This is a genomic window from Pseudomonas sp. WS 5532 (assembly GCF_012985445.1).
Lineage (GTDB): Bacteria > Pseudomonadota > Gammaproteobacteria > Pseudomonadales > Pseudomonadaceae > Aquipseudomonas > Aquipseudomonas edaphica.
Genome location: NZ_JAAQWK010000012.1, coordinates 126,602 through 149,001, shown reverse-complemented (window position 1 = coordinate 149,001; position 22,400 = coordinate 126,602). Strand labels below are relative to the sequence as shown.

Here is a 22,400-nt window from a genome sequence, read left to right as displayed (position 1 = left end):
ATGTGGGAGCTGGCTTGCCTGCGATAGCGGTGGGTCAGTCGATACATCTGTAACTGAGAGACCGCTATCGCAGGCAAGCCAGCTCCCACATGGACCGGGTTGCACAGTGGAAATCAGGTAAATACCAGGCAAAAAAAAGGCCGCACCCTGCCAAGGAGACGGCCAAAAAATTGTCGAGGCTTTTGAAACTTAACGTGCAGTAATCACCGACAGCTTGGTGATGCCTGCGCGCTCGATAGACGCCATGGCTCGCGCCACTTCGCCGTAATTCACACCATCATCGGCCTGCAGTTGCACCCGCACTTGCGGGTCCTTGGCCTTGGCCGCCTGCAGGTTGAACTCGAGCAGGTCGGGCTGGATTTCGTCCTTGTTGATAAACAATTTGCCGGCGCCGTCGATGCTTACCACCAGCGGGTCTTTCTGCTCCACCGGGGCTACGGCCTGGGTCTTGGGCAGGTTGATCGGGATCGAGTTGGTCAACAACGGCGCGGTGACGATAAACACCACCAGCAGCACCAGCATCACGTCCACCAGCGGTGTGACGTTGATCTCGCTCAGCACCTCATCACTGTCTTGCGTGGAGAAGGCCATTTCAGGACGCCTCCTTCACTTTTTGCGCGGTGCCTGCCGCGCTTTTGGTCAGCGTAGGGTGCAGCAGCACGCGGAAGGAATTCTTCTGCGCCAGGCTGTAGAAGTCGTGAGCGAAGTCATCCAGGTCCGCCGCCGTGAGCTTCAGGCGACGCAGGAAGTAGTTGTAGACCAGCACCGCCGGCACCGCGACCGCGATACCCACACCGGTGGCGACCAATGCCGCACCAATCGGGCCGGCCACGGTTTCCAGGCTGGCCGAGCCGGCAGCGCTGATGCCTTTGAGGGCTTCCATGATGCCCCACACGGTGCCGAACAGGCCGATAAACGGCGAGGTGCTGCCAATACTGGCGACCACGGCCAGGCCGGTTTCCAAAGAGCGGCGCTCACGCACGATCTGCTGGCGCAGGGCACGTTCAAGGCGGTCCTGGTGATTGATGGCCTGGCTCAAGTCTGCTGCGTGCGGGGCATCACCGACCTGGATCGCTGCATAACCGGCCTGGGCTACACGGGCTGCGGCGCCGGGCTGGGTCTCGGTCAGCTCAGCGGCGGAATCGAGACTCGACGCCGCCCAGAACTGTTTGTGAAACTTGCGATCCTGCGCCTTGAGGCGCCCGAACTGCACGCCCTTCAACAACGCCAGGCCCCAGGTGGCGACCGAAAAGACCACCAGCAGCCAGATTACCGCGCTTTCGATGGATTCAAGTGGAGATGCTAATGCCATGATGTTTTCCCTCTGTGCAGGTGGCGGCGTGTCCAACACACCGCTGCCGAATAGTTAGTGAATCTTGAAATCGATCGGAACGCTGACCCAGCCGTCCTGGGCCACATCGCCCTGCTTGGCCGGCACGAAGCTCCAACGCTTCACGGCGGTCAATGCGGCGTCGTCGAGTTGCTGGCGACCGCTGCTTTTCTGGACCTGGACCTCACCCGGCTTGCCGCTGGCCAACACATGCACGCGCAACAACACCGTGCCTTCCCAGCCACGGCGCTGGGCCAGTGACGGGTACTCCGGCGCCGGGTTCTTCAAGTACGCGGCGTTGGCCGAAGCAGGTGTCACCGGCGCAGGTGAAGGTGCCGGTGGCGCTGCTGGCGCTGGAGGCGCAGGCTTCGGTGGCACAGGCGGTTGCTCGACCGCTTTTGGCACAGGTTTGGGTTCAGGTTTTGGCACCGGCTTCGGCTTGGGTTTTGGAACAGGTTTGGGCGGCGCTGGTTTGGCGGCCAACTCATCGACTACCGGCGGTGGTGGCTCGACCACAGGCGGTGGCGGCGGTACAGGCACAGGCGGCTCCACCACCGGCGGCGCGGGTTGGGAAAATTCGATCGTCATCGGCGGGATTTCCGGCGGCACAATCGGCAACACCGGCGTGGGCTTCTGGCTCACCCAATAAATCACCGCACCGTGCAAGGCCAACACCAGCAACCCCAGCAGAATCCCTTCACGACGACTCGAAAAACGCTTCGGGGTTTTCTGCAAACGCAATTGCCCCAACGGCGCGCGGTGCGGCCGGCCAAGGTCGACCAACTCACCACCCGGTGCCTGGCGCCACTGCGCCTCGGGGACACTGGCGGCGGTCTGGACATTGCCCATTGATTCACTCCCTACGGTTTTCACACCAAAAAACCGACAGGCCTGCCAAAGCGGCCGTCGAGGGCTGAATCATCGGGGCTAGACGCTTATCTCTTAAAGTAATCTTTAAAGTTATACATAGATCTAAATTGAATAAACGAAACATCCTGAAACGCCAAAGCCACGTTGGCCGTGGCCTGTGGCGAAGGGGTTGTTTTTGAATGCTTTAAAGGCATAAAAAATATTCAGTAAACGCATGGATTGTGGCGAGCGGGCTTGCCCCGCGTTGGGCTGCGTAGCAGACCCAAAACCTGCCAACACGCTATGCCTGGCGCGCCGCGTCTTGCCTTAGAGGGGCCGCTGCGCAGCCCAACGCGGGGCAAGCCCGCTCGCCACAAAAAAACGCTCGTCGAACGCTTCAAGATGGGTTATTGGCGCATAGAGCGAACAATTGCTGCTGCAAAGTCTGCCCGGCCGCGCCCAACCCACTGCGGCCATACAGCGCCAGGCGCACGCCCTGGACCATGGGTAAACCACTGTCGTCACCCAGTACCACATGCCCTGGCTGCACCACCCGTCGCGGCAACAGGCTGATACCCAACCCCGCCGCCACCGCCGAGCACACACTGGCCAGGCTGGCGCTGGAATAGCCGATGCGCCAACGCCAACCGCCAACTTCCAGGTGGTGGAGCATTTCATTGCGGTACAAACCGCCTACCGGAAACGCTACCAAGGGCAGCGGGTCGCGCCCAATCGACGGCATGCTGCGGCTGTCTACCCAACACAGCGGTTCCGGCCACGAGGCCACGCAGTCATCGCTGTCGCCCATCTGCTTGACCAGCAACACGTCGAACTCACCGGCGCGGTATTGCCGCTGCAGTTCCGGACCGAGACCGCTGGTGACTTCCAGCCGCACTCGCGGATAGGCCACCACAAAAGCCGACAGCAACGGCATCAGGCGCTCGGCGGCAAAGTCCTCCGGCACGCCGAGGCGCAACACGCCGTCGCTTTGCTGGTTGATCAACACATCGGCGGCCTCCTCATGCAGCGCGAGGATGCGCCGCGCGTAGGCCAGCAAACGCTCGCCCTCGGCGGTGGGCACCACGTGGCGTTGATCGCGGTCGAGCAACTGGCATGCCACGGCGTCTTCCAGGCGACGAATCTGCTGGCTCACGGTGGATTGGGTCAGGTGCAAGCGCTCGGCAGCGCGAGTGAAATTGCCGCAATCCACCACGGCGATAAAACTACGCAGCAACATGGGATCGAACATGTTTTTCACCATTGCGTTTGCCACTGGTTGGCATGGTTATATTTAATTTCAGAATACTCTGGCGGCTCGCCATACTTCACGCCTCTTTTGCGCAGACGATAGGCCGTGCATGACGCTCAACCATTCATTCGCAGGAAAATTGGCCGGCTGGGGCCTTTTGGTCGTACTGGGCCTGAACCTGCGCCCCATTCTCAGCTCCATCAGCCCCTTGCTCGGCGAGATTCGTCAGGCCACCGGGCTGAGCTTCCAAAGCAGCGCCCTGCTCACCAGCCTGCCAGTGGTGTGCATGGGCCTGGTGGCGCTGGTCGGTGTGCGCGTGGAAGCGCGCCTGGGCGAGCGGCGCGGCATCGCGCTCGGCTTAATGATGATTCTGCTGGCCTGCCTGGCACGTTGGTTGATGGGCCAGGCGTCGGCGCTGCTCGTTACGGCGTTGCTGGGCGGCGCCGGTGTGGCGCTGATCCAGGCATTGGTGCCGGCAATGATCAAGCGCGAATTTCATCACCGCGTGCCGGTGGCGATGGGTGTGTACTCAGCCTCGTTGATGGCTGGCGGCGGGCTGGCAGCGTTGCTCAGCCCGCTGGTGGCCACGCATTTTCAGCAATGGCAGGCGGGGTTGGGTGTGTGGCTGTTGCCGGCGCTGGGGGCGTTGCTGCTGTGGGCCTGGCTGCCGTTGGGCGCGGCGAGAAACCTGCAAATCGCGCCGGCATTCAAGGGGCTGCGCAATCGTCGGGCCTGGCTGCTGGCGCTGTATTTCGGGCTGGTGAATTGCGGCTACATGAGCATGGTGGCGTGGCTGCCGGCCTACTATCAGCAACTGGGCTGGGGCGTGTTGCCGAGCGGTTCGTTGCTGGCGTTCATGACCATCTTCCAGGTGATCGCTGCACTGTTGATGCCGGTGCTGGCTCAGCGCGGTATCGACCGTCGCCCGCTGCTCGGCATCAGCCTGTTGGCACAGACAGTCGGCTACCTCGGCCTGATCCTCGCACCGCTGGAGTACCCGCACCTGTGGGTCGCCTTGTGCGGGTTTGGCCTGGGCGCGTGTTTCGCCCTCAGCCTGCTGCTGACCCTCGACCACCACCGCGACCCGCGCCAAGCCGGGCAACTGGCGGCTTTCGTACAAGGCGTAGGTTTTTTGATCAACGCCATTTCGCCGTGGCTGACCGGCTGGCTGCGGGAACTGACCGGTAGTTTCGTCAGCGCCTGGATGGTGCTGACGGTGACGGTGGTGGCGATGCTGATCGTGACCCGCGTGTTCAGCCCGGCCACCTACCGCGCCGGCTCTATGAATATGCAATTTGAGTCTAGATAAAAAAATAAAGCTTCTTTGGAGGAATAAGCGAGGCGATTAAAATCCCGGCTTCCTTCAGGACGCCGGAAAACTCCATGGACCTTCGCCAACTGCGCTACTTCATCGCTCTGAACGAGTACCGCAGTTTTGTGCGCGCCGCCGACGCCATGGGCATTACCCAGCCGGCGTTCAGCCGCAGTATCCAGAGCCTGGAACAGGAGTTCGGCTGTGTGCTGGTGGACCGCGCCCACAAAGACCTGCGCCCCACCCCCGAGGGCCAGGTGGTGTTGCAACATGCCTTGTCGCTGGTTCAGGGGGCGGCGCGGCTGAGCCACGAAGTCACCCGCATGACCAAGCTCGACGCCGGCGAATTGCGCTTCGGCTGCGATGCCGTGGCGGCAGTGAACCTGGTGCCCGAGGCGATCGCGCGGTTTGTCGGCGCCCATCCCCGAGTACGCAGCGGTTTGCAGGTGGATAACTGGGAAAAACTCGGGCGTAGCTTGAGCCGCGAGGAGATCGAATTCTTCATCGCCGATGTGCGCCACTTCGAGGCCGATCCGAACTTTCAGACCCAGGCCCTGACACCCAGGCGCAATGTGTTTTTCTGCCGCGCCGGGCACCCGTTACTGGCCAAGGACAGCCTCTCAACCAACGATTTGTTTGACTACCCACTGGCCACACCGCTGATCGCTCCCGGAGTACGCAAGCTGCTGGCCAACCTGAGCGGGCGTATCGACTTTTCTCCCGCAATCGAGCTGGAGCAGTTTGCGGCGCTGGCAGCCATCGTGCACCAGTCCAATGCGATTGGCCTGGGCGCCGAGGATGCGTTTGCCGAAGACGTTGCCCGTGGCGCACTGACGGTACTGCACTGGCGCAATGTGCCTCACAGCCTCGACAGTTTGAACAACCGCTGCGGGATCATCAGCCGTACCGGGTTTCGCTTGTCGCCGGCGGCGAAGGTGATGATCGAAACCCTGGTCACCGTGGACAGCCCCTCTGCTGAAGCAAGCTTGCTCGCCCGCAGCTAAAAAACCGGGCGTGCGCGGCAACCCATTCTCTTGATTTCAATGAAACTGTTATCGGCAATCAGCGGGTTTTTTCGTCTGCAGGGAACCGACACCATTGGCTCCAGAACAGAAAAACCTGGAGCCCCGCCATGTACTTGAAATACCCACTCAGCTGGACTGCCCTCGCCTTGGCAGTGGCCCTCACCGGCACTGCCGCCCAGGCTTCCATGCCGGCGAACCTGCCCGCCGATCAGAGCGTTGGCGCCATCGAGCAGGTGCACGCCTTCCACGATGCCATGCCCACCGGCGTGAGCGTTACCGAGACCGGACGCATCTTTGTCAACTTTCCTCGCTGGGGCGACGAGGTGCCGTTTACCGTCGCAGAACTGCGCGATGGCAACGTCGTACCCTACCCTGACCAGGCGATAAATCAGGCCAACCCCAAAGACCCGGCCAAAGGATTTATCAGCGTACAAAGCGTGGTGGCCGACGGGCGCGGGCACCTCTGGATACTGGACACCGCAGCGCCTGGCTTCTCGTCTCCACAGCCGGGGGGTGCCAAGCTCGTCGCGGTTGATCTCGCCACCAACAAAGTGGTCAAGACCCTCGTATTCCCGAAAAACGTCATGCTGCCCGGCACCTACGTCAACGACATGCGCTTTGATTTTCGCGTAGGTGACCAAGGCGTGATCTATATCACCGACTCCTCCCTTACCGGCCCGGGCGCGATCATCGTCATGGACATCGCCAGTGGCACGGCCATACGCCGGCTCAGTGGTGCACCCTCGACCTCGGTCGACCCGAACTTCGTGCCCACGGTCGAAGGCCAGGTCCTGAAAGTGCGGGATGCCAAAGGCGGCACCCAACCGTTTGCCGTGGCTTCGGACGGCATCGCCCTGTCGGCGGATGGGCAGACCTTGTACTTCTGCCCGCTGTCGAGCCGGCACCTGTATTCCATCCCCACGGCGCTGCTGCGAGACACGACAGTCAGCGAAGCGCGCCTAGAGATGGCGGTCAAAGACCTCGGGGAAAAAGGCGCCTCGGACGGGCTTGAAGCCGACGCCTCGGGGGCCGTCTATGCCGGTGACTACGAAAACAACAGCGTGCGCAAACGGCTGGCGAACGGGCAATGGCAGACCATCGTCCATGATCCTCGCGTGCTCTGGCCCGACACACTGTCAATCGGTCCTGACGGCTACCTGTACTTCATCGCCAATCAGTTGCACCGCCAAGGCATCTTTCACGCAGGCAAAGACTTGCGCCAGAAACCCTACAGCCTGCTGCGAGTGAAGATCGATGCCGCACCGGCGCCCACCCACTAGCGGCGCACAAGCATGAATATCGATGCGTTGAACCTTTTCATGCGATCAACGGAACTGGGCAATATCACCGCAGCCGGCAGGGAGCTGGGACTCGCGCCCTCGGTGGCCAGCCACAAGCTGGCGAAGCTTGAAGAATACCTGGGCATGCGCCTGCTGCATCGCACTACCCGCCAGGTCAGCCTGACCGAAGACGGTGCGCTGTTTCTGCCCCATGCAATCAGGGTGCTGGCAGCCGTGGATGAGGCCTATCTGGTCGCGGTGAAAGGCAAGGACGTGGCCAAGCGGGTGTTAAGAGTGTCCGCCCCCGGATCCTTCGCGCGGATGTGCCTGATGCCGGCCATTACCCGGTTCTTGCACGCCAACCCGAAGCTGAAGATCGACCTGATACTGTCGGATCAAATGCAGGACCTGACCGAGATCGGGATTGATGTGGCAATCCGCATCGCCTCCCTGAAGGACTCATCTCTGGTGGCGCGCAAGCTCGGCTGCGACCGGCGCATCCTGTGTGCGGCACCCGCCTACCTCCAGGCGCATGGCGAACCGACTTCACCGGCGGAGCTGGTCAACCATTCCTGCATCCTGCTGGGCGACGAGGACCATTGGCGTTTCGTGGGCGCCCAGTCACACGAAGTAACGGCAATCAGTGGTTCGCTCAGAGTCAATTGCGGCGAAAGCGCGCGGCTTGCCGCCGAGGGTGGGCTCGGCATTGTCTCTGTTTCACAGTGGAACGTCAGGGCCTCACTGGAAAGCGGCGCGTTGGTGGAAATCATGCCGGGGTGTGTGTTGGAGCAAACCCGGGATATCTGGGCGATCTATCCCAGCGCGCGGTTGATCTCATCCAAGGCTCGGGCGTTCGTCGAGTTCATGATCGCCGAGTTCCAGGGCGATTTTTAGCATAGGAATAAATCATGACGGTGACTCACCAGGCTGCAGGCAAAACAAATCTCGCGAGCGGCCCACGCGTCGTTCGACTAGGGGTGACGGACCTGTCTTTCCATCGGGTTACCGCTGCGGTGGTAGCGCTGGTTTTGCAACGCATGGGCCTGACCGTCGAGCGCCACTATGCCCTGCACGAGGAAAACTTCGAGCAGTTGCGCAAAGGCTCGGTCGACATGCTGGTCTCCGCCTGGATTCCGTTCAGCCACGGGCTGTACAAGCAAGCGGTGGAGGCAGTGACGCCCACTCGCGAACTGGGCTTGCACTACCAGCCTTATGCCTTGTGGGGAGTGCCGGACTACGTCAGCGAGCAGGACGTGGAATCCATCGAGGACCTGCTCAAGCCCGACGTCCGGGCCCGGATGAACCCGCTGATCCAGGGGATCGGCCCGGGTGCAGGCATTACTCGTTTCTCGCTGAAAATCATGGACGAATACGGGTTGAACAACGCCGGATATCAGTTCCGCACGGGCAGCCAGGACGATTGTATTAAGGCGTTCGAGGCGCTGTATCAGCAGCGGCGCTGGGGCATCGTGCCACTGTGGCACCCTCAGTTCCTGCACCACCGTTATCGAATTCGCGACCTGAAAGACCCCAAGGGATTACTCGGCAGTGTCGACAGAGCAGTGCTGCTGGCCCGCGAGGATCGCTTGGTGTTACTCACGGCTGCCGAAATCCAGGTGCTGGACAATATTCGCCTCTCCAACCTCATCGTTGCCGAACTCGATGATGCGCTCAACCGTGGCGGGCAATCCGCAGATGCCGCCGCGAGCGATTGGCTGGCAAGGCATCCCGACACCTTGCGCGCCTGGCTCGCCCCCCTGGCCTGACTGGGCAACGAGGCCTTTTACGAATTCTGAATTCGCGGCGGACTGGCTACAAGGGCCTGCTCACTGAGGCTAGTTTGGCGATGCAGATGTTCTGCAATCTCCCCAAACCGAGGACTCCAACATGCTCTACCTGGTTTTCAGCGGCACCATCAAAGAAGGCAAGCAGGCCGAGTTCTATCGTGATGTAGCGGCCGTCTCACAGAAACTCACCCATCAGCACGACAAGGCCGTGGTCTATCAATGGCATAAGGATGAAGAGAACCCCAACCGGTTCTTTCTCAACGAACAGTGGGAAAGCGTCGCGGACCTGCACGCGCATTTCGAAACGCTCTACAAAGCCTTCGGCCCGGCGAAACCCACCGAGCGCCTGCCGGCGAAAATCCTCGCGTACCTCGATGAAGCACAGGTGAACTTCTACCAGGCCATTCAGTAAACCGTACCCGGTCACCCCAGGGTGACCGGGACGCTTGCTCAGCGCGTGGTCGTTTCCATCGGGTTGAGTTCGCTCAGCCGTCCCTCCTGGCGCTCAAGCCGATTGGCGCGGGTAAACGTGCCGATATCATTGAAGCGCACGCCCATCTCGCGCATCACCTTGTGGGCCACCTTGGCGGTCATCTGGCGGATGTAGAACGGCTCCTTCACCACAAAATGGTGGATGCCGTGAGTGCTGCCGAAGTTGAAGCAAAACGCCTGCAACGGCCACATCCACCACGGGTTGAGCACCTGGGTTTGCTGGATCACGTTGCCCAGTTCCACATCGCCGTAATAGTGCATGTTGGAGCTGACAAAGTGCAGGCAAAAGGTGCGCAGCACGTTAGGACCGATGATCACCACGGCGGCGATATCAATCACCTGCATCATCTGCAAGGTACCGGCAGACCACTGGATTGGCGCGCCCATCAGGCTGGCGATGCCATTGGCGGCATGAAAGCCCAGGAACACATACCACGCGCCCCAATGCAGCAGCGCCAGCGGTGCGTACACCAGCAGCGAGCGTTTGAGGATCTTGAGTTTGTGACTCCAGGTCTTGGCCCGCAGCATGCGGATAAACGCCGACATCACGTTATCGCCCACCATCAGCAACCGCGCGAACCCCCACGGCTCGCCATTGGTAATGGCGCGCTCTTCCATATCGGTTTCGGTGCCGGACACCTTGTGGTGGTTAAGGTGCAAATGCCGGCGTATCCACGGGTTGATGGTGCTCGGCCGCGCCAGCCACACCAGGCCCATCATCAGGTTGTGTGGCACACGTTGCTTGCGAAAGTACATGCTGTGGATCAGGTCGTGTTCCAGCTCGTGGGTCAGCGAAGCAAGGAAGGCATTGAGCAGCAGGCACGCCCACCAGGCCATATGACCGGTGATATAGAGCGCCGCCGAACCGAGCATGCCGAGCAAGGCAAAGGCCAGGATGCCCGCGCCCAACGCGTCCTGATGCAGCAGCCAGGGGTGCTGTTGGCGCAACCGCACGCCCTCGGCGAGCACCACTTCGCGGATTTTTGCCGAGCGCTGTTGCGCATTCATCTGTTGGGGACTTGCAGAAGTACCGTCCATGCTCCCATCCTCTTGTTAAGTGATACGTCCATCCTGCCCCAAGCGATCGGGCGGGACGCTAGCCCCGGACGCCAACCTGTTGACCGCAAGCGCCAATCACCATGACTGAACCCACGTCTCTCGCCAGTTGGACCCGCGCCCTGCGCAAGCAGCTCGACGCCCTCAACCTGGACAGCGCCGCGCTGTGCATCGAGGCCGGGCTCGACCCGCAGCAGATGGACGACCCCAACGCACGCTACCCGCTGTCGGCCACCACACGCCTGTGGGCGCTGGCAGTGCAGGCCAGTAGCGACCCGGCGATCGGCTTGCGCGTGTCGCGGTTTGTGAGCCCGACCACCTTTCATGCGCTGGGTTATGCGCTGGTGGCCAGCGGCAGCTTGCGTGAGGTGTTCGAGCGCATCGTGCGGTATCACCAAGTGGTCAGCGATGCCCTGACGCTGGAGCTTAGCCGAGAGGGTGAGCGTTACCGCTTTCGTCTGCTGCAACCTGCGGACAGTCCGGCACCGGCGCCAGAAGCGATTGATGCGTTTGCAGCGATCTATGTGCGCACCTGCCGTAATCGCCTGGGCCGTGATTACGCGCCGTTGGCGGTGTACCTGCGGCGGCCGGAACCGGTGGATCCAAAACCCTGGCACACGGTGTTTCGCGCACCGGTGTTTTTCGATGCCGAGGAAGACCGACTTGAATTTTCCGCCCAGGACTTCGACAGCCACCTGGACGACGCCAACCCCGAGTTGGCCGAGCACAATGAAACCGTGCTCAAGCGCACCCTGGCCCAGCTGCAACCGCTGACCTGGGAACGCAAGGTGCGCAGGGCGATCGAGGAACAATTGCCGGAGGGCGAGCCGAGTGCCGAGCGCATCGCCCAGGCGTTGCACCTGAGCTTGCGCAGCTTGCAGCGGCATTTGGCGGATGAAGGCTGTCGGTTTGATGCGTTGCTCAATGAGTGCCGCGAGAACCTGGCGCTGCTGCACCTGCGCGATCCGCACTGCTCATTGGCCGAGATCAGTTATTTGCTTGGGTTTGCCGATACCAGCAGTTTCAGCCGAGCGTTCAAGCGCTGGACGGGGATGACGCCGGGGCAGTTTCGCGATGGGTTGCGTTAGGTAGGGCCTCATCGCGGGCAAGCCCGGCTCCCACAGGGCAATGCATTCCAACTGTGGGAGCTGGCTTGCCTGCGATAGCGGTGGCTCAGCGACCACGCCGCAAGAGTTTTTTCACCCGCGCCACCAGCACCTTGGCATCAAACGGCTTGAGCAAATAATCATCCTCATGCAGTTCCAACCCACGCAAGCGGTCTTCAATGCCACCGGGCGTGGTCAGGAACAGCACGGGTGTCTCACCCTTTAACCGAATCGCCTGCTGCAACTTCCAGGCATTCAGGCCCGGCAGCATCACATCCAGGATCACCAGGTCGTACTCGGTGCTTTCCACGAAACGCAACGCCGCCATGCCATTGGCCGCGACTTCGACGCTGTAACTGGCCTCGTTCAAGCCCTGGGCCATCCGCTGTGCCTCTTCGGATTCATGTTCCACTAACAGCACGCGCATAACACACCTCGATTAATCAGGCTTGCAGGCTAACACCCTCAGGTGTGCGCCGCCTCACGCAGTCGCCGGGCGTCGAGGATTTCGATCTCGCCGTAGCCCAGGCGCACGATGCCTTGGGCCTGCAGGTCTTTGAGCAAGGCGTTGGTGGTCTGGCGTGACAGGCTCAACATAGCGGCCAGGTCTTCCTGGGGCAGTTGCAGCACGCTTTTTGAAGACTCGGCCTCGCCGTAACCCTCGACGATCATCAACAGACGATGGGCCAGGCGCACCGACGCCGGCATCAGGCTCAGTTGCTCGATATTGATAAAACTCAGGCGCAGCTTCTGGCTCATCAACAACGCCAGGTCGCGCCAGTACTGCGGGCTTTCATTGAGGATACTGAGCAGCGCCTGCTGTGGCACCTGCAGCAGCGTGCACGGCCCGACGGCGCAGGCGTCGTGGGTGCGTGGCAGGCCGTCGAACAGGCAAATCTCACCCAGCCAGAAGGGTGATTCCACCAGGCTCAACAGTGCTTCCTTGCCGTGTTCATTCACCGCACTGACGCGCAAGGCGCCGTCGAGCACCGCGTACAGGCCACAGGGTGGGTCGCCACGCTTGAACAGGTACTGCCCCGCCGCCAGCTGCCGCTGCCGGGCGTGGGCCAGCAGGCTATGCTGAAAAGGCTCAGGCAGGTGGCTGAACCAGTGGCCAGAGGCCAAGCGAGTACGCCATTTCTCTGTGTCCATGAGCACTCCGAAGATTGTCGCCCAGCTGACAGTCAGTCACAGGCGGACAGGGCATGATCAAGCATCCTACAGGAGGAACAACAATGAAAAGCCTCGTCGACCAACTCAGCCAATACGCCGCCTACCACCGCGACCCGCGCAATATCGCCAGCCACTTTGTCGGCATCCCGTTGATTGTGGTCGCCGTGGCGGTGCTGCTGTCGCGCCCTGAATGGGCAATCGGCAGCCTGTGGATATCTCCGGCAGTGCTACTCGCGCTGTTTTCGGCATGGTTCTACTTGCGCCTGGAACTGGCGCTGGGCCTGCTGATGACGCTGTTGATGGGTTTGTCGGTATGGGCCGGGCATGCGCTGGCGGCACAGAGCACGCTGGTATGGCTGAGCAGCGGCATCGGTATGTTTGTGGTGGGCTGGGTGATTCAGTTGGTCGGGCACTATTACGAAGGCAGGAAGCCGGCGTTTGTGGATGATGTGTCGGGATTGATTGTGGGGCCATTGTTTGTGGTGGCGGAGCTGGCGTTTTTGCTGGGGTTGCGGCAGGAACTTAAAGAGCAGATTGAGGCGCGGTCCGGCCCGGTAGAACGCCGCGATCTGAAGCCAAGCAAGGTCTGAATATGGGAGCTGGCTTGCCTGCGATACAGGCACCTCGGTGTATCAGTCACACCGTAGTGATGCTATCGCAGGCAAGCCAGCTCCCACATGATCGTTCCCACGCAGAGTGAACGATCTGAGGGTCAGGCTTTTTGCCAGACCTTGGGTTTGAAGAACAAGGTCTCGCCACGCGCCAATCCGGTCAGGCTGTCGTGGTCTTTGACCACTTCGGCCTCGATCAGCTCGCTTTGGCCTTCGACCTTGAGCGTCACCCGTGTGGTGGCGCCGAGCGGGCGAATATCGCGCACTTGCGCGGCGTGGTGATCTTCCAGCTCATGGCGCGACAGCGACACTTCATGCGGGCGGAACAGCACGTGCTTGTCTTCGCCCAAGTGCAGACGGTTGGAATCACCGAGGAAGTGATACACAAAATCGCTGGCCGGGTTTTCGTAGACTTCGCCCGGTGAGCCGATCTGCTCGATCACGCCCTTGTTCATCACCACGATACGGTCGGCGACTTCCATGGCCTCTTCCTGGTCGTGGGTCACGAACACCGAGGTGAGGTTGATATCTTCGTGCAGGCGCGCCAGCCAGCGGCGCAGCTCTTTACGCACCTTGGCATCGAGGGCGCCGAAGGGTTCGTCCAGCAACAGCACCTTGGGTTCTACCGCCAGGGCGCGCGCCAGGGCGATACGCTGGCGCTGGCCACCGGAGAGTTGTTCCGGGTAGCGATCCGACAGCCAATCAAGCTGCACCATATTCAGCAGTTCATGCACTTTGACCGCAATCTGGCTTTCGCTCGGGCGCTGGTTTTTCGGCTTCATGCGCAGGCCGAAGGCAACGTTGTCGAACACGGTCATGTGACGGAACAGCGCGTAGTGCTGGAACACAAAGCCGACGTTGCGATCACGCACGTCGTGGCCGGACACGTCTTCGCCGTGGAACACGATGCTGCCGGCGTCCGGGGTTTCCAGGCCTGCAATGATGCGCAGCAAGGTGGTCTTGCCGCAGCCGGACGGGCCCAGCAACGCCACCAGCTCGCCACTCTGGATGTCCAGATTGATGCTGTTCAGGGCCTTGAAGGCGTTGAAGTTCTTGCTGACATTACGGACTTCGATCGACATGACTTATTCCTCACCGGCGCTGTTGCGCAGGCGGTTGATACGGTTCTCGCTCCACTGCTTGAGCAGCAGGATGAAGAGCGCCAGGATCAGCAACAGGCTCGCGACGGCAAACGCGGCGACATGGTTGTATTCGTTGTAGAGGATCTCGACGTGCAGCGGCAAGGTGTTGGTCACGCCGCGAATGTGGCCGGACACCACCGACACCGCGCCGAACTCACCCATCGCCCGCGCGGTACACAGCACCACGCCGTAGATCAGGCCCCACTTGATGTTCGGCACGGTCACATGCCAGAACATCTGCCAGCCATTGGCGCCCAACAGGCGTGCGGCTTCTTCTTCCTGGGTGCCCTGCTCCTGCATCAGCGGGATCAGTTCACGGGCCACGAACGGCACCGTCACGAAGATGGTCGCCAGCACAATGCCCGGCAAGGCGAACACGATCTGGATGTCATGGTCTTGCAGCCACGGGCCGAAGAAGCCCTGGGCACCGAACATCAGCACGTAGACCAGGCCCGCGATCACCGGCGACACCGAGAACGGCAGGTCGATCAGCGTGACCAGAATGCTCTTGCCACGGAACGAGTACTTGCTCACACACCACGCGGCGCTGACGCCGAACACCAGGTTGAGCGGCACCGAAATCACCACGGCGATCACCGTGAGCTTGAGCGCCGACAGCGCGTCCGGCTCAAGGATCGCCGTGAAGAACGCGCCGAGGCCATTCTTCAAACCCTGGGACACCACGATAAACAGCGGCAGCAGCAGAAACAGCGCGAACACCAGCCAGCCAAGTGTGATCAGGATGCGACGCGACACCGCGCTGCCACGACGGGCAGCGTTGGCCGAGGACGCGGCGGAAATAGACGATTGGGACATGTTCCGCGCCTCCTTATGGGGTTTCGATGCGCCGCTGCAGCAAGTTGATCAGCAGCAGCAGGACGAAGGAAACCACCAGCATCATCACGCCGATGGCGGTGGCGCCGGTGTAGTCGTATTGGTCGAGTTTGACCATGATCAGCAACGGCAGAATCTCGGTTTTCATCGGCATGTTGCCGGCGATGAAGATCACCGAACCGTACTCACCCACGCCACGGGCGAAGGCCAGCGCGAAGCCGGTCAGCCAGGCGGGCAGCAATGCGGGTACGAGGATGTAGCGGAACACCTGCAAGGGCTTGGCGCCCAGGCAGGCGGCGGCTTCTTCGATTTCACGCGGGATATCGGCCAGCACCGGCTGCACCGTGCGCACCACGAAGGGCAAGGTGACGAAGGTCAAAGCCAGGGTGATGCCGACTGGGGTGTAGGCGATTTTAAAGCCCAGGTCGGTTGCGAATTGCCCGACCAGGCCTGCCGGTGCGTACAGCGCCGTAAGGGCAATACCGGCCACGGCGGTGGGCAGGGCAAACGGCAAGTCGATCATCGCATCGATGATCTTGCGGCCGGGGAAGGTGTAACGCACCAGCACCCACGCCAGCAGTGTGCCGATCACGCCGTTGATGATCGCCGCGACGAACGCGGTGCCGAAGCTCAGTTTTAACGCCGCCAGCACACGCGGTGCGGTAATGATGGCCCAGAACTGATCCCAAGTGAGTTGAGCGGCGTGTACAAACATCGCCGCCAGGGGGATGAGTACGATCAGGCTGAGGTACACCACGGTGTAGCCCAGCGTCAGCCCGAAGCCGGGTATGACGGGGGAAATACGACGCGACATAAGAGTCCTTGGTTAAAGGGTAAACACCACTGCCTTTCTGTGGGAGCTGGCTTGCCTGCGATGCAGGCACCTCGGTGTGTCAGTCACACCTTGGTGATGCTATCGCAGGCAAGCCAGCTCCCACACAAGCCGGCCCCCGCCGAAAGGCGGGCTCCTACAGGTAATTTGGCTTACTGCGCCGTGTAGATCTGGTCGAACACGCCACCGTCGTTAAAGAATTTCGGTTGGGCAGTTTTCCAGCCGCCGAAGTCTTTGTCGATAGTCACCAGGTCCAGTTTCGGGAACTGCTGGGCGTATTTGGCGGCCACTTTTGCATCGCGTGGGCGGTAGAAGTTCTTCGCCGCAATCTCCTGGCCAGCCGGGCTGTACAGGTGCTTGAGGTATTCGGTGGCGATCTCGGTATTGCCCTTTTTCTCGGCGTTTTTGTCGACAACGGCCACTGGCGGCTCCGCGAGGATCGACAGGGACGGCACGACGATATCGAACTTGTCGGCGCCGCCGTCTTCTTTGAGTGCCAGGAACGCCTCGTTTTCCCACGCCAGCAACACGTCACCCTGACCGTTGTTGACGAAGGTGATGGTCGAACCGCGAGCGCCGGTGTCGAGGATCGGCACGTGCTTGAACAACTCTTTTACGTATTCCTGCGCCTTGGCTTCGCTGCCGCCGGATTTAAGGCCGTAGGCCCACGCGGCGAGGAAGTTCCAGCGCGCACCGCCGGAGGTTTTCGGGTTAGGCGTGATAACGGAAACGTCTTTCTTGATCAGGTCGCCCCAGTCCTTGATGCCTTTAGGGTTGCCCTTGCGCACCAGGAACACGATGGTCGAGGTGTACGGAGTGCTCGCATCCGGCAGGCGGGTTTGCCAGTTTTCCGGCAGGGTCTTGCCCAGTTTGGCGATTTCATCGATGTCGCCAGCCAGGGCCAGGGTCACTACGTCGGCGCGCAAGCCGTCGATCACCGCACGGCCTTGCTTGCCCGAGCCACCGTGGGATTGCTGGATCTTCACGTTGTCGCCAGGGTGGGACTGTTTCCAGTAGCTGGTGAACTCAGCGTTGTAGTCCTGGTACAGCTCACGGGTCGGGTCATACGAGACGTTGAGCAACTCGTAGTCCTTGGCAACGGCGGAACCGGCAAACACGGCGCTGGCCAGTGCGGCCAGGGCGTAACGGCGAATCGACGACATAGAAGCTCCTGATAATTCTTGGGTGTTGGCTTTTTCTTATAGTTGCGGGTCTAGCATGCGAATCGCCGTTGTTGCTTAGCTCGGTTTGTTACCGGGGTTCTGCAAACGGAATTTTTCCTTGCGTTCGATCTGTACCACTTGGGCGTTGTGCACAGTGATTTCCACCGCGCCAAACCGCAGGTCGCGCAAGGCGCTCTGGATCTCACGCAAAATGGCTGCTTCGTCCTGGCCGTCGACGCTACGTAGAGATGCGCTCATGGTCTCGCTCCTGAAATGAATAGTGCCTGGCAGTGGCGGCACTGCTTGCGGCGTGAGGGCGATAGTAGATAAGCGCGGATATTCTTAAAAATACTATTTAAGAATGTTTATATAACCAGAAAGAATTTTCTGACAGGACGTGGGGTTGCGAAGGTTTTGGCCTGGAAAATACTGCTACCCAAACACCGCTAAACCCTGTGGGAGCCGGGCTTGCCCGCGATGGCGGTGTGTCAGGCACTGATGTTTCGACTGATACTGCCTCATCGCGGGCAAGCCCGGCTCCCACATTGGCCTGCATTTCACATGCGGATAGAGGGTGCCCTGGCCCAATCCATTTCTTGCGCCGGCACCGGCCGGCCAAACCAATACCCTTGCGCCAAATCACACTCTTGCTCCAACAAAAACCTCGCCTGCTCCACCTGCTCAATGCCTTCAGCATGCACCTGCATGCCCATGCTTTTTGCCAAAGCGATCACCACGCGCACAATCGCCGCGTCGTCTTCATCCCACGGCAAGCCGGCGACAAAACCCTGGTCGATCTTGAGCTTCTGCACCGGCAAGCGCTTGAGGCGCAGCAATGACGAATAACCGGTGCCAAAGTCGTCGATCGCCAGGCGCAGGCCCAGCTCGCGCAGGCGGTGCAATTGCTCAAGGGCGACTTCGGGGTCTTCCATCACGGCGCTTTCGGTGACCTCAAGCTCCAGATAAGCCGGGTCAAGGCCGGTGGTGTGCAGCACCTGGGCGACTTGCTCATACAGTTCACGCCGGGCAAACAAACGGCTGGAAACATTCACCGCAATAAAGCTCAACGGCGCGCCATCGGCCAGCCATTGGCCCATCTGGCGGCAGGCCTGGTCCATCACCCAGGCATCGATATCGGCAATCAGCCCGGTGCGCTCGGCAATGGGGATAAATTCACCCGGCGGCACCAGGCCGCGCTCAGGGTGTTGCCAGCGCACCAGGGCTTCGACGCCGACCAGACGACTGTCTTGCAGGTCGTGCACGGGCTGGTAATACACACGCAGCTCTTGCTGATCGAGGGCGCGGCGCAGTTCGCTGGCGATTTCCACGCGGTGCTGGGCGTGGGCCGTCAGTTCTTCGGTGTACAGCGCATAACCTTCGCGGCCGGCGCTCTTGGCTTTGAACAGCGCGGAGTCGGCATTGCGCAGCAGTTGTTCGGCGCTCAGGGCATCACTGGGAAACAGACTGATGCCGATGCTGGCGCTGATAAACAACTGGTTGCCGTCGAACACAAACGGCTCTTTCATCGCATCGAGCATGCGCTGTGCCAGCGCGGCAGCCTGCACCACCTGTGGACAACTTTCGGCCAGCACGGCGAACTCATCGCCACCGAGGCGCGCCAGGGTCACGCCGGGGCCGAACAGGCCCTTTAACCGCTCGCCAACGGCCTTGAGCAGCTGGTCACCGACATTATGGCCGAGGCTGTCGTTGATGATCTTGAAGTGGTCCAGGTCCATCAACAGCAACGCGCAGCCGCGTTTGTGCACTTGCGCCGAGGCCAGCGCCTGCTCGGCGCGGTCAGTAAAGAGCAGGCGGTTGGGCAAGTCGGTGAGCGGGTCGTGGTGGGCCAGGTGCGCCAGTTCGTGCTCGGAGTCCTTGATGGCGCTGATGTCGGAAAACACCGCGACGTAATGGCTGACCTGGCCCTGGTCATTGTGGATAACTCGGATGGTTTGCCACTGTGGATAAATCTCACCGCTTTTACGCCGGTTCCAGATTTCGCCGCTCCACTCGCCGGTGCGTTCGAGGGTCTGGAACATCTGTTGATAAAAATTCGACGAATGGCGTCCGGACTTGAACAGGCTCGGCCGTTCGCCCATCACGTCCTCTCGGCTGTAGCCGGTGATCTCCATAAAGGCCCGGTTCACATGCACGATCAGCCCCTGGGCGTCGGTGACCAGTACGCCTTCACGGGTGCAATCGAACACGGCGGCGGCCTGTTGCAGGCGTTCATGGTTTTCTTTCAAGGGTTGCTGCAATCGATGGGTGCGGGCAAAACGGGCACAGATCAGGTAAATGGCCAACGCGCTGAGGGCCACCCACACATAACCGCGCGCCTGCAACCAACGTCCTAACTGCCTCGGGTCATCGAGAAAGTTGATCAATAGGTGGTTGCTGAGCTGGAGCCACACAATGGAAACCAGCAGGTATACCAGCCCCACCCGCAGGGCACCTCGGTACGAAAACAGCATATGGTCAGTAATCCTTACCCAAAAAACAAAATCGCCCTACAAACGCTGCGGATTATAGAATAAGAAACATCCAGTCACTCCTATCTGAAAGGGCGGCTGGTTTTCTCTGTAGGCTTAGTGATAATGCGTGAGCTGTTTTTTTCTTTATCTGAGGGCCATACAGCCTATGTGGTACAACGGTTTTCTTGACCTGTCAGCCTGGCAACTGGTGGCAGTCACGCTGTTGATGACCCACGTGACCATTGTTGGGGTCACGGTCTATCTGCACCGTTATTCAGCCCATCGCTCCCTGGAGCTCAATGCCGGCCTGAAACACTTCTTCCGCTTCTGGCTGTGGCTGACCACGGCGCAGAACACCCGCGAGTGGACCGCCATCCACCGCAAGCACCACGCCAAGTGCGAAACCGTCGACGACCCGCACAGCCCGGTCATCAAGGGTTTGTCCACCGTGCTGCGCAAAGGCGCCGAGCTGTACCGCGCCGAGGCCGAGAACCCCGAGACCCTGCGCATCTACGGCAAAAACTGCCCGGACGACTGGATCGAACGCAAAATCTATACGCCATACCCGCTGCTGGGCGTGGCGATCATGGGGGTCATCGACCTGCTGCTGTTCGGCACCATTGGCATCACCATCTGGGCGATCCAGATGATGTGGATCCCGTTCTGGGCCGCCGGTGTGATCAACGGCCTTGGCCATGCGGTCGGTTATCGCAACTTTGAGTGCCGTGACGCCGCCACCAACCTGGTGCCGTGGGGCATCATTGTTGGCGGCGAAGAGCTGCACAACAACCACCACACTTACCCGAACTCGGCCAAGCTGTCGGTGAAGAAGTGGGAGTTCGACCTGGGTTGGGCGTGGATCAAAGTGTTCAGCTTCCTGCGCCTGGCCAAGGTGCAGCGCGTCGCGCCGATCGCGCACCGCGTGGAAGGCAAAGGCCACCTGGACATGGACACCGCCATGGCGATCCTCAACAACCGCTTCCAGATCATGGCCCAGTACCGCAAGTTGGTGATTGGCCCACTGGTCAAGCAGGAGCTGGAAAAGGTCGATCATTCGGTACGCCACCAGTTCCACCGCGCCAAGCGCCTGTTGTCACGTGAAACCAGCCTGCTGGATGACCGCCACCACGTGCGCATCCAGAGCATGCTCGAACACAGCCACGCGCTGACAGTGATCTACGAGAAGCGCCTGGCGCTGCAGCAGATCTGGCTGAAGACCAGCACCAATGGCCACGACATGCTGGCCGCGATCAAGGAATGGGTGCATGAGGCGGAGGCCAGCGGCATTCAGTCCCTGCGCGATTTTGCCCACCAACTGAAGACCTACTCGCTGCGCCCTGCAGCGGTCTGACACGGTCTAGTGGTGAGCGGGCTTGCTGTGGCGAGCAGGCTTGCCCTGCGTTGGGCTGCGAAGCAGCCCTGAAACCAAACACCGCGCCCTGCCTGGCAGAACGCGGTGTTTTTATTGGGGCCGCTGCGCGCCCCAACGCGGGGCAAGCCCGCTCGCCACAGTAAGCCCGCGCTCGGCATACTGGTTTCTGACGCCATTTCTTAGTCAGCCCGTTCACGGAACTTCACCGCAAATCCCCTCTCTCAAGGAACACTTCGCCATCATGGTGGCCCTTGCACTGACCGCTGCTCCATCCTGCGGCGAGCCCAGAGAGAGTTGTGCCGATGGTTCCCGAAAAGCCTTATTCAACCGATGCGCCCGTCGCTGAGCACCCACGCCCGGCTGCGGCGGCCACCCTGCTGGCGCTGATGCATGCCCAAGGTGAAGTCGAACGGCTGAGTGAGCGTGAACAACTGCTCAGTTCACTGTTGGTCAGCGTGAATGCCGTGCTGTGGGCCATCGATTGGGAAACCCGGCGTGTGTTGTACGTGAGCCCGGCCTACGAGCGGGTGTTCGGCCGATCCGCTGGTTTGTTGCTCGCCGACCACCGCGAATGGCGCAACAGCATTCACCCCGAAGACCTCGACTACGCCGAACACAGCCTGGCCCGGGTGCTGGAAGACGGCGCCGTGGAGGACCGCGAGTACCGCATCATCACCGCCGACGGGCAGATTCGCTGGCTGAGCGACAAGTGCTATATCAACCAACAAGTCGAACCCGGCAAGCCGTTGATTGTGGTGGGCATGGCCGAAGACATCACCGAAAAAAAGCACATGGAGTTGGAGCTGCACCGACTCGCCACCACTGATGTGCTGACCCAAAGCAGCAACCGCAGGCACTTTTTCGAATGCGCCAACCAGGCGTTCGACAGCGCCTGCGCCCAAAGCGCCCCGCTGGCGTTCCTGCTGCTGGACATCGATGACTTCAAAGACGTCAACGACAGCTACGGCCACCTGGAAGGCGACCAGGTGCTGCGGCGTATCGCCGAGAGCGGTCGCGGCGTGCTGCGCCGTGGCGACCTGTTCGGGCGCATTGGCGGCGAAGAGTTCGCTGCGGTACTGCCTGGCTGTGCGCCGCACATGGCGTTGCAGGTAGCCGAACGGCTCGGCAAGGAAATCCAGGCCCTGAGTTTCAGCTATGAAGGCCGGGAGTTTACCGTGACCGTCAGCCAAGGCCTGGCCAACCTGCGTGAAGACGACTCAACCCTGGACAGCCTTTTCGCACGGGCCGATGCCGCCATGTACGAGGCCAAGCGCCAAGGCAAAAACCGCGTCATAGAGGGCTAGAACTCGATCAAC

At 60.9% G+C, this 22,400-nt stretch carries 23 protein-coding genes; 10 read left to right on the top strand and 13 right to left on the bottom strand.

Going from position 1 to position 22,400, the window contains the following annotated elements; genetic code table 11:
- Positions 1 to 189: 189 nt before the first annotated feature.
- The 4 genes from HBO23_RS20725 to HBO23_RS20710 form a co-directional block, all read right to left on the bottom strand.
- A complete protein-coding gene (locus HBO23_RS20725; protein WP_169986689.1) occupies positions 190 to 591 on the bottom strand; it encodes a biopolymer transporter ExbD in 402 nt (133 codons plus the stop codon).
- Position 592: 1 nt separating this feature from the next.
- Positions 593 to 1,315 carry a MotA/TolQ/ExbB proton channel family protein gene (locus HBO23_RS20720; protein WP_085985974.1) on the bottom strand — a complete coding sequence of 241 codons (723 nt, stop codon included), beginning with the start codon at positions 1,313 to 1,315 and terminating at the stop codon, positions 593 to 595.
- Between the two features lie 51 nt (positions 1,316 to 1,366).
- On the bottom strand, positions 1,367 to 2,179 hold the full coding sequence (locus HBO23_RS20715; protein ID WP_170039466.1) for an energy transducer TonB: 813 nt from the start codon (positions 2,177 to 2,179) through the stop codon (positions 1,367 to 1,369).
- A gap of 397 nt (positions 2,180 to 2,576) precedes the next feature.
- On the bottom strand, positions 2,577 to 3,428 hold the full coding sequence (locus tag HBO23_RS20710) for a LysR family transcriptional regulator (RefSeq protein WP_170039463.1): 852 nt from the start codon (positions 3,426 to 3,428) through the stop codon (positions 2,577 to 2,579).
- A 109-nt stretch (positions 3,429 to 3,537) separates the two neighbouring features.
- Here HBO23_RS20710 and HBO23_RS20705 point away from each other — a divergent pair, with 109 nt between their 5' ends.
- The 6 genes from HBO23_RS20705 (at position 3,538) to HBO23_RS20680 (ending at position 9,244) form a co-directional block, all read left to right on the top strand.
- Positions 3,538 to 4,737, top strand: a complete 1,200-nt coding sequence (locus tag HBO23_RS20705; RefSeq protein WP_170039460.1) for a CynX/NimT family MFS transporter — start codon at positions 3,538 to 3,540, stop codon at positions 4,735 to 4,737.
- A 74-nt stretch (positions 4,738 to 4,811) separates the two neighbouring features.
- Positions 4,812 to 5,744 carry a LysR family transcriptional regulator gene (locus HBO23_RS20700; protein ID WP_170039457.1) on the top strand — a complete coding sequence of 311 codons (933 nt, stop codon included), beginning with the start codon at positions 4,812 to 4,814 and terminating at the stop codon, positions 5,742 to 5,744.
- A gap of 128 nt (positions 5,745 to 5,872) precedes the next feature.
- Positions 5,873 to 7,045: an L-dopachrome tautomerase-related protein gene (locus HBO23_RS20695; RefSeq protein ID WP_170039455.1), complete on the top strand. Its 1,173-nt coding sequence runs from the start codon at positions 5,873 to 5,875 to the stop codon at positions 7,043 to 7,045.
- A 12-nt stretch (positions 7,046 to 7,057) separates the two neighbouring features.
- Entirely contained in the window at positions 7,058 to 7,939 is an 882-nt protein-coding gene (locus HBO23_RS20690; protein WP_170039453.1) for a LysR family transcriptional regulator, read from the top strand.
- A 14-nt stretch (positions 7,940 to 7,953) separates the two neighbouring features.
- Complete coding sequence (locus tag HBO23_RS20685; RefSeq protein WP_170039451.1) at positions 7,954 to 8,811, top strand: glycine betaine ABC transporter substrate-binding protein; 858 nt, start codon at positions 7,954 to 7,956, stop codon at positions 8,809 to 8,811.
- A gap of 121 nt (positions 8,812 to 8,932) precedes the next feature.
- Positions 8,933 to 9,244: an antibiotic biosynthesis monooxygenase family protein gene (locus tag HBO23_RS20680; protein WP_003218128.1), complete on the top strand. Its 312-nt coding sequence runs from the start codon at positions 8,933 to 8,935 to the stop codon at positions 9,242 to 9,244.
- Between the two features lie 38 nt (positions 9,245 to 9,282).
- Here HBO23_RS20680 and HBO23_RS20675 read toward each other — a convergent pair whose 3' ends face one another.
- Positions 9,283 to 10,362, bottom strand: coding sequence for a fatty acid desaturase (locus HBO23_RS20675; RefSeq protein WP_170039449.1), 1,080 nt, complete (start codon positions 10,360 to 10,362; stop codon positions 9,283 to 9,285).
- 101 nt (positions 10,363 to 10,463) lie between these two features.
- On the opposite strand from HBO23_RS20675, the gene HBO23_RS20670 reads away from it, so the two are divergent.
- Positions 10,464 to 11,468 carry an AraC family transcriptional regulator gene (locus tag HBO23_RS20670; RefSeq protein ID WP_170039447.1) on the top strand — a complete coding sequence of 335 codons (1,005 nt, stop codon included), beginning with the start codon at positions 10,464 to 10,466 and terminating at the stop codon, positions 11,466 to 11,468.
- An 85-nt stretch (positions 11,469 to 11,553) separates the two neighbouring features.
- On the opposite strand, the gene HBO23_RS20665 is transcribed toward HBO23_RS20670, so the two are convergent.
- Both HBO23_RS20665 and HBO23_RS20660 read right to left on the bottom strand, forming a co-directional pair.
- Positions 11,554 to 11,913 (bottom strand): response regulator, encoded by a 360-nt coding sequence (locus HBO23_RS20665; protein ID WP_017136700.1) that lies wholly within the window; start codon positions 11,911 to 11,913, stop codon positions 11,554 to 11,556.
- A gap of 38 nt (positions 11,914 to 11,951) precedes the next feature.
- Positions 11,952 to 12,638, bottom strand: coding sequence for a Crp/Fnr family transcriptional regulator (locus HBO23_RS20660; RefSeq protein WP_170039445.1), 687 nt, complete (start codon positions 12,636 to 12,638; stop codon positions 11,952 to 11,954).
- 83 nt (positions 12,639 to 12,721) lie between these two features.
- Here HBO23_RS20660 and HBO23_RS20655 point away from each other — a divergent pair, with 83 nt between their 5' ends.
- On the top strand, positions 12,722 to 13,249 hold the full coding sequence (locus tag HBO23_RS20655) for an Mpo1-like protein (protein WP_170039443.1): 528 nt from the start codon (positions 12,722 to 12,724) through the stop codon (positions 13,247 to 13,249).
- A gap of 122 nt (positions 13,250 to 13,371) precedes the next feature.
- Here HBO23_RS20655 and HBO23_RS20650 read toward each other — a convergent pair whose 3' ends face one another.
- The 6 genes from HBO23_RS20650 to dibA form a co-directional block, all read right to left on the bottom strand.
- The gene (locus HBO23_RS20650) at positions 13,372 to 14,352 is read right to left on the bottom strand and encodes a sulfate ABC transporter ATP-binding protein (protein WP_017136697.1); all 981 of its coding nucleotides are present in this window, start codon (positions 14,350 to 14,352) and stop codon (positions 13,372 to 13,374) included.
- A 3-nt stretch (positions 14,353 to 14,355) separates the two neighbouring features.
- Entirely contained in the window at positions 14,356 to 15,228 is an 873-nt protein-coding gene (gene cysW / locus HBO23_RS20645; protein WP_017136696.1) for a sulfate ABC transporter permease subunit CysW, read from the bottom strand.
- Between the two features lie 13 nt (positions 15,229 to 15,241).
- Positions 15,242 to 16,060, bottom strand: a complete 819-nt coding sequence (gene cysT / locus HBO23_RS20640; RefSeq protein WP_170039442.1) for a sulfate ABC transporter permease subunit CysT — start codon at positions 16,058 to 16,060, stop codon at positions 15,242 to 15,244.
- A 170-nt stretch (positions 16,061 to 16,230) separates the two neighbouring features.
- Positions 16,231 to 17,241, bottom strand: coding sequence for a sulfate ABC transporter substrate-binding protein (locus tag HBO23_RS20635; protein ID WP_003170959.1), 1,011 nt, complete (start codon positions 17,239 to 17,241; stop codon positions 16,231 to 16,233).
- Positions 17,242 to 17,316: 75 nt separating this feature from the next.
- The gene (gene oscA / locus HBO23_RS20630; protein WP_003170956.1) at positions 17,317 to 17,499 is read right to left on the bottom strand and encodes a sulfur starvation response protein OscA; all 183 of its coding nucleotides are present in this window, start codon (positions 17,497 to 17,499) and stop codon (positions 17,317 to 17,319) included.
- Positions 17,500 to 17,798: 299 nt separating this feature from the next.
- The gene (gene dibA / locus HBO23_RS20625; protein ID WP_170039441.1) at positions 17,799 to 19,712 is read right to left on the bottom strand and encodes a phosphodiesterase DibA; all 1,914 of its coding nucleotides are present in this window, start codon (positions 19,710 to 19,712) and stop codon (positions 17,799 to 17,801) included.
- A 166-nt stretch (positions 19,713 to 19,878) separates the two neighbouring features.
- On the opposite strand from dibA, the gene desA reads away from it, so the two are divergent.
- Together desA and HBO23_RS20615 are read left to right on the top strand one after the other, a co-directional pair.
- Positions 19,879 to 21,063, top strand: a complete 1,185-nt coding sequence (gene desA, locus HBO23_RS20620; RefSeq protein WP_017136693.1) for a delta-9 fatty acid desaturase DesA — start codon at positions 19,879 to 19,881, stop codon at positions 21,061 to 21,063.
- A 323-nt stretch (positions 21,064 to 21,386) separates the two neighbouring features.
- Positions 21,387 to 22,388 (top strand): sensor domain-containing diguanylate cyclase, encoded by a 1,002-nt coding sequence (locus HBO23_RS20615; RefSeq protein ID WP_020372691.1) that lies wholly within the window; start codon positions 21,387 to 21,389, stop codon positions 22,386 to 22,388.
- Positions 22,389 to 22,400 lie beyond the last annotated feature (12 nt).

What these genes read in the sequence shown, in the direction of transcription:
- HBO23_RS20680 (WP_003218128.1), top strand. Translation starts at nt 8,933, where the DNA reads ATGCTCTACCTGGTTTTCAGCGGCACCATCAAAGAAGGCAAGCAGGCC.
- desA (WP_017136693.1), top strand. Translation starts at nt 19,879, where the DNA reads ATGTGGTACAACGGTTTTCTTGACCTGTCAGCCTGGCAACTGGTGGCA.
- HBO23_RS20660 (WP_170039445.1), bottom strand. Translation starts at nt 12,638, where the DNA reads ATGGACACAGAGAAATGGCGTACTCGCTTGGCCTCTGGCCACTGGTTC.
- HBO23_RS20685 (WP_170039451.1), top strand. Translation starts at nt 7,954, where the DNA reads ATGACGGTGACTCACCAGGCTGCAGGCAAAACAAATCTCGCGAGCGGC.
- HBO23_RS20665 (WP_017136700.1), bottom strand. Translation starts at nt 11,913, where the DNA reads ATGCGCGTGCTGTTAGTGGAACATGAATCCGAAGAGGCACAGCGGATG.
- HBO23_RS20695 (WP_170039455.1), top strand. Translation starts at nt 5,873, where the DNA reads ATGTACTTGAAATACCCACTCAGCTGGACTGCCCTCGCCTTGGCAGTG.
- HBO23_RS20650 (WP_017136697.1), bottom strand. Translation starts at nt 14,352, where the DNA reads ATGTCGATCGAAGTCCGTAATGTCAGCAAGAACTTCAACGCCTTCAAG.
- dibA (WP_170039441.1), bottom strand. Translation starts at nt 19,712, where the DNA reads ATGCTGTTTTCGTACCGAGGTGCCCTGCGGGTGGGGCTGGTATACCTG.
- HBO23_RS20715 (WP_170039466.1), bottom strand. Translation starts at nt 2,179, where the DNA reads ATGGGCAATGTCCAGACCGCCGCCAGTGTCCCCGAGGCGCAGTGGCGC.
- oscA (WP_003170956.1), bottom strand. Translation starts at nt 17,499, where the DNA reads ATGAGCGCATCTCTACGTAGCGTCGACGGCCAGGACGAAGCAGCCATT.
- HBO23_RS20705 (WP_170039460.1), top strand. Translation starts at nt 3,538, where the DNA reads ATGACGCTCAACCATTCATTCGCAGGAAAATTGGCCGGCTGGGGCCTT.
- HBO23_RS20690 (WP_170039453.1), top strand. Translation starts at nt 7,058, where the DNA reads ATGAATATCGATGCGTTGAACCTTTTCATGCGATCAACGGAACTGGGC.
- HBO23_RS20700 (WP_170039457.1), top strand. Translation starts at nt 4,812, where the DNA reads ATGGACCTTCGCCAACTGCGCTACTTCATCGCTCTGAACGAGTACCGC.
- HBO23_RS20655 (WP_170039443.1), top strand. Translation starts at nt 12,722, where the DNA reads ATGAAAAGCCTCGTCGACCAACTCAGCCAATACGCCGCCTACCACCGC.
- HBO23_RS20675 (WP_170039449.1), bottom strand. Translation starts at nt 10,362, where the DNA reads ATGGACGGTACTTCTGCAAGTCCCCAACAGATGAATGCGCAACAGCGC.
- cysW (WP_017136696.1), bottom strand. Translation starts at nt 15,228, where the DNA reads ATGTCCCAATCGTCTATTTCCGCCGCGTCCTCGGCCAACGCTGCCCGT.
- HBO23_RS20710 (WP_170039463.1), bottom strand. Translation starts at nt 3,428, where the DNA reads ATGTTCGATCCCATGTTGCTGCGTAGTTTTATCGCCGTGGTGGATTGC.
- HBO23_RS20725 (WP_169986689.1), bottom strand. Translation starts at nt 591, where the DNA reads ATGGCCTTCTCCACGCAAGACAGTGATGAGGTGCTGAGCGAGATCAAC.
- HBO23_RS20670 (WP_170039447.1), top strand. Translation starts at nt 10,464, where the DNA reads ATGACTGAACCCACGTCTCTCGCCAGTTGGACCCGCGCCCTGCGCAAG.
- HBO23_RS20635 (WP_003170959.1), bottom strand. Translation starts at nt 17,241, where the DNA reads ATGTCGTCGATTCGCCGTTACGCCCTGGCCGCACTGGCCAGCGCCGTG.
- HBO23_RS20615 (WP_020372691.1), top strand. Translation starts at nt 21,387, where the DNA reads ATGGTTCCCGAAAAGCCTTATTCAACCGATGCGCCCGTCGCTGAGCAC.
- cysT (WP_170039442.1), bottom strand. Translation starts at nt 16,060, where the DNA reads ATGTCGCGTCGTATTTCCCCCGTCATACCCGGCTTCGGGCTGACGCTG.